This window comes from Dyadobacter sp. (genome assembly GCF_051859145.1).
Taxonomy (GTDB): Bacteria; Bacteroidota; Bacteroidia; order Cytophagales; family Spirosomataceae; genus Dyadobacter.
On the sequence record NZ_JBHYGF010000317.1, the window covers coordinates 1 to 5,037 of the forward strand.

The 5,037-nt window shown below is 47.5% G+C and carries 5 protein-coding genes; 3 read left to right on the forward strand and 2 right to left on the reverse strand.

What is annotated here, in order from left to right:
- The coding region (locus ACTIE6_RS17290) for a hypothetical protein (protein WP_439557830.1) at positions 1–586 on the forward strand (586 nt) is incomplete at its 5' end.
- Complete coding sequence (locus tag ACTIE6_RS17295; protein ID WP_439557831.1) at positions 583–876, forward strand: hypothetical protein; 294 nt, start codon at positions 583–585, stop codon at positions 874–876. The genes ACTIE6_RS17290 and ACTIE6_RS17295, both read left to right, overlap by 4 nt.
- Before the next feature lie 184 nt (positions 877–1,060).
- On the opposite strand, the gene ACTIE6_RS17300 is transcribed toward ACTIE6_RS17295, so the two are convergent.
- Entirely contained in the window at positions 1,061–2,008 is a 948-nt protein-coding gene (locus ACTIE6_RS17300) for a hypothetical protein (RefSeq protein WP_439557832.1), read from the reverse strand.
- Positions 2,009–2,135: 127 nt separating this feature from the next.
- On the opposite strand from ACTIE6_RS17300, the gene ACTIE6_RS17305 reads away from it, so the two are divergent.
- Positions 2,136–3,686 (forward strand): caspase family protein, encoded by a 1,551-nt coding sequence (locus ACTIE6_RS17305; RefSeq protein ID WP_439557833.1) that lies wholly within the window; start codon positions 2,136–2,138, stop codon positions 3,684–3,686.
- Positions 3,687–3,737: 51 nt separating this feature from the next.
- On the opposite strand, the gene ACTIE6_RS17310 is transcribed toward ACTIE6_RS17305, so the two are convergent.
- The gene (locus ACTIE6_RS17310) at positions 3,738–4,481 is read right to left on the reverse strand and encodes a hypothetical protein (RefSeq protein WP_439557834.1); all 744 of its coding nucleotides are present in this window, start codon (positions 4,479–4,481) and stop codon (positions 3,738–3,740) included.
- Positions 4,482–5,037 lie beyond the last annotated feature (556 nt).

Consider the following 5,037-nt stretch of genomic DNA (forward strand, 5'->3'; position numbering starts at 1 on the left):
ACAAACGCTGATCCTGATCATAGACGCTTCGGCTACCGTACCCATGCTCAGTGCAGACGTCAATCAGATCGTTTTACCCGACGTGGAGGGTGGGAGCGTGGTACAATCCGGTGTGCGGCTGCGCATTCAGAATTCCGGATTTGTAAAAGCTGCGGTGAGGCTTGATGCCGATATTGAGGGTATTACCATCAGCGAAAATGAACTGGCATTCAACAGCTATGCGCACGAAAGTGAGCGGGAGATCGTGTTAGTTGTCGATTCTTCGAAGCTTGTCAAGGACCGGCTTTACATGCTGAACTTAACCGTAAACACCTCCTACGGCGCAATCAGCATTCCGGTACAGATCAGGGTAGTGTTCCCTAAGCGAGCGGTAACCATCAAAGTGGCGCAATATGCAGCCGCGACAGCTTTGTATTTTGGTCTTTTCAGATACCTGGTGAGCTTATTAATGAACTTCGACGGCTGGCTGGCGGGCTACGGATATGTAACCGGAGATTATCCATTCCTGTTTTTTCTGCTTGTGGCAGGCTTTACTTCGGGAGCCGTTTATTCTTTCAGATATGTTAAAAAATTGGAGAAAATATGAAAAAGAAGAAGTCTTATTTTTGGCCGGCTGCCATACTGGTAATTATTCTGATTCTCATAAGTGATTTTCTGGCAAGGGTCAGCTCTGTGTTATTTCTTCCTGTTGAAAGGCTCCTGTTTGTAACCCCCGGCATCTCTCCCGTCACGATGTGGGCGTTTCTGGGAATGATGCTGGGGGTAATTTATGGCTGTTACGTATCGATCAGAAAATTCAGGCTGGACAACAAACTGATTGTAATACCGGTAGGCATATTCGTTGTCGTGATCAACCTGATGATCATCCTCTCTTAACCGATCAGTTTACGCCGAATGCAAACGCGTCCACGGCAGTGGAGCCTGTGGAAGGCTGCAAAAATGAATTTCATAAAATGGAAGTTTAAGATACGGCTATTAATAGGATTGCGGTCGATAAGGTAAAATGCCCGCCGGTGTTTTCAGAAATGCCGTGAAATGGATAGTGTGCAATGCAGCAGCATTACATATTAGGAAGTACAACCCAGTAGAAGGTGACAACCCTTCTCCGCTTGTCGTTTTTCAGGACTTCTTCTGTGAGTCCGGGCGGGAGTTCTTCGCCTCTTCCCAGGGTTTGCACAGTAATGTCAATCAGGTTGGAATGTTCCTTTTTACGATCAGCAATAATGCGTTCCAGCAATTGCTTAACTGCCTCGGCGCGTAGCTCGGACAGTTTGCGGTTTAGGTCAGGCTGGGTGGGCTCTGTCAGGTTTTCGGATTGCAAAAGCTTGAAAGCAAGATCCTTGTATAATGCTGAGCCGGTTTCCACGGCTGTCGCATCGGAGTAACCGGTGACGATAATTTGACCTTTCAAACTGTTAAAGGCATTCTTGTATTTGTTAGCAAAGATATAGAGCTTCTCAACGACGGGACCAAAGAGCCGCTGGCCTTCCCTGACCTGTTCGCGGATAAGCCTGTATTCGCCCGGCCTGAACAAGGCGCCGATCTCTGACTTGGAAAAGGTTTCGCTTCCGAGAAAGTCAACGATAACCTTTGTCTTTTCCTCCAAAATCCGGAGGATCTCGGCCGACTCGAACACAGTGCGGCTGGCATTTGCCAGGATTTCTGCTTCTTTCCTATCGCTTTTTTTGTCGCCGAAATCTTTCAGGTCCTGTTGAGCCGCTTCCAGCTTTTGCGTGATTTCATGGATTTCTTTGCGCTTTCCGGTCAGGTAATTCTGGATGTCGACATTGGTGTTATGGTTAACCTGCTTCGTGGAGTCCGCTTTATTGGCCGTTTGGGATACCCTGTCCAGCATCGCCAGCGCATTTTGCTGGGATTCCAGTGCAACTTTAAGCGCCAGGGAAGATTGTGACAATGCCGCACTCTTTTTTGCACATCCGGATAGTACCAGCATCAGTAAAAATCCGGTGACCGCGAAGACGAAGCGTGGTAAAAGTGCTTGATGCATAAGGGAGTTAAGTGAGGTCGGGGTTTCGTGGATAAAAATTAAAGTGTATTGATTACAACACCAAGCTTACCGCCCATTTTACCTGTTTATTTTTTAGTTTTGAAATAGTGTCCCCATCGGAACCTCTATGAACAAGTTGTTTGTCTTTCTTCTTTTCATTGCTTTCCCAGGCTTTGCACAGCAGTCTGACGGGATCAGCTGGCGCGCGTTGTTTGAAATTCATGATGCCCGCGACCGCGTTTCAAGAGAGGCCAGAATCAGTTCGCGCCTGTTTCAGCAAAGTCCGGAAAAGTCTAATATCTGGCGCAGGAACAGGTTCGGCAAGGGAGTAACAGGCAATCAAAAATGGACCGAAGAAATTCACCTAAATGCCGAGAAACCGGAAACGCTGATCTTCATTACCAACGAACCCGCCGAATTTGACAGGCTGGTGCAATCACTTGCCGCCCGTAATGAAGTTTCCAGTGCGGAGGGCCAGGGATTTGAATTGCTGGAAACGAAAACTTTCCCCAGTGGAAGAACGATGTCAAGCTTTTCGAATGGAAATCGCCTCGTTGAAGTGCTTTCCAACCAAAAGGGAGGCGCGCGCGAGTGGATTTTTCAATTGTCCAAAACAGAAACAGCCGCCCCCGTCACAGCAAAAGACCAAACTCCGCCGAACATCACCATCATAGAGCCGAAACTGGCGCAAACGCGCTCGCTAGTCGAAGTAAAGCTGAGCCGGGTTTTCGTCAAAGTGAAGGTTACCGACGAAAGTGGTGTCAGGAGCGTGATAATGGACGAGAAGGCGGTAAGGCCCGATATGGACGGCACTTACAACGCCGTGTTTACTCTCCCCACAAACTTTTCCCAAAAAACAGTCGAAATCAGAGCAACAGACCACCAGGGCAACGTCGCCTCGGTTCGTGTGATGCTCAAATCACCTGCGCAGGAGCCACTATCCGCCGGTGACCAAGCCGACTTTGATGACATTGCGCAGGGCCGTTACTTCGCACTCATTATCTCCGTTCAGAATTATCAGCCCGGCATTCAGGCACTCCACAATCCGCATAAAGATGGCGAGGCGCTTTCCAAAGTACTTTTGAGTCGTTATAAATTTAGTCCCGCCGATGTGTTCACGCTGAAAGATCCGACGGTAGCCGAATTAGGGCAAGCTTTGGAAAGGCTGAAAGCAAATCTTACCAAACGGGATAACCTGCTGATTTTCTTTTCCGGTCATGGCGAATGGGATGAAAAGATTGGTCAGGGTTACTGGCTTTTAAAGGATGCTGAACCTCAGAACCAGGCAACCTGGATCTCGAACTCCACAGTCAAGGATTACATTCGCGGCATCAACTCGCGGCATACGCTGCTGGTTACCGACGCTTGTTTTGGAGGCAGCATTTCGACAAAAGGTACTGATGATGCAGCAGAGAAAAAGATTTACAAGCTGCCCAGCCGCATTGCCATTACCAGCGGAAACCTGGAAAAAGTACCTGATAACAGCGTTTTTATGAAATACTTTCTGGAAAGGCTGCGCGAAAACAACAGTAAATACATGCCCGCCCTCACATTTTTCAGCTCCTTTTACACGGCTGTGATTAGTAATTCGGGTGAGAATACGCCGCACCAGCCGCAATACAGCCGCATTGATAACACCGGTCACCAGGGAGGCGACTTTATCTTTACCCTGAAATAAATGCGTAAAGCCCGGCTAAGGTGCCGGGCGATACAGCGCTCAAACCTATCCCTATTTTTTCGTAAAAAGTTGTTCGCGGGAGTCACCTGTGGCATTTTCAGAGGCATTCGCATGATGTTCGGAAGCCAGCCTGAATGTGTTACCTGTTTCAGAAAAGCCGTCGCTGTCGTAGAAAGCCCGGCCGGTGTTGACGGGGATCAGATCGTCATTTTCGTCGCCATAATCATCCAGCATGACAATTGCGTTTTCGAGGTTTTTGATGCCATTCGCCGTCATTTCTCCGGAATAGACTTCCAGCATTCTCGCCCTGGTGCTATTGTAAGTGTGCTTTGTCTCCGTAATAATAAAAATGGTGAAGAAGTTACCATTCCCAGCAATGTACGCGCCATCCTGCCCGATAGCTTCACCGCGCAGATCGCCGGAAAAAGTGTAGTTTTTTGTGTCCAGCGAGATAGTGAGCTTCTTTGCGTCCTGATCGTACAGTCTCACTTTGTAATCATTGAAACGGTGCCCTACTTTGTAATAGTCATTTGGTACTTCGGTGTGGGTCATGACCATCGGAGAGAGCCAGTATATTCCTTCGAGGGCTGGCGGCCTGGTGCCCTCATTTACATCCACGCCCATTTCCCGGATCTTGTCAATGGTTTCCTGGGGAACATTGTTGCGAATGGCTTCACTGAATGGCTCCTCAGGTTGCGGCTCGTTGTTTTTGCAGGCGCCGAATGTGAGGGCAACTCCCATAATAAGTACCAGGCGAAGGCTGAAAATTTGCTGGAATAGCGTTGTTGTTTTCATGATTTTGAAAGTTTGAAATGGATGGTTGTTTTTGCGTTCAGGAATACATCGCAGAAGTCCATCGATTTTCATTTTCAATTCGAAAAAAATGTGGTTTTTTTTCAAAAGCACTTTACTTTCCAGTCGCACAGGTTTATTAATCAGATATATAGTCCCTTCTTTTCACTACACCGCCGGTTCAAAAAAGTCCGGCTGTGAAAATGAAAACTGTGACGATTGTTCGATATATTTTGGTTACTAAACCTTCTTCTATTCATGACCACAGAAAAGCGGCCTTGTCCGGAATACAAAACGGATGCGGAATTATTAGAGGCCTTTCTAAAAAAGCTGGATAAGGCTTATACATGCCTGTTACACATTTGTTACACTCAGATTATCCCCAGTTTGAAAAGGAAAAATCTTCCTCTTCAGAAGGATGTGGAAGATATCGTAATCAATGCGCTGACGGAGGTGATCGTGAAAACGGATGTTTACGGCTCTTTGAAACAACTGTTATGGACCGTTAGCAACCTGCGCCTGATCGACTGGATCCGCAGGTTTGCTTCGTATGACGAGG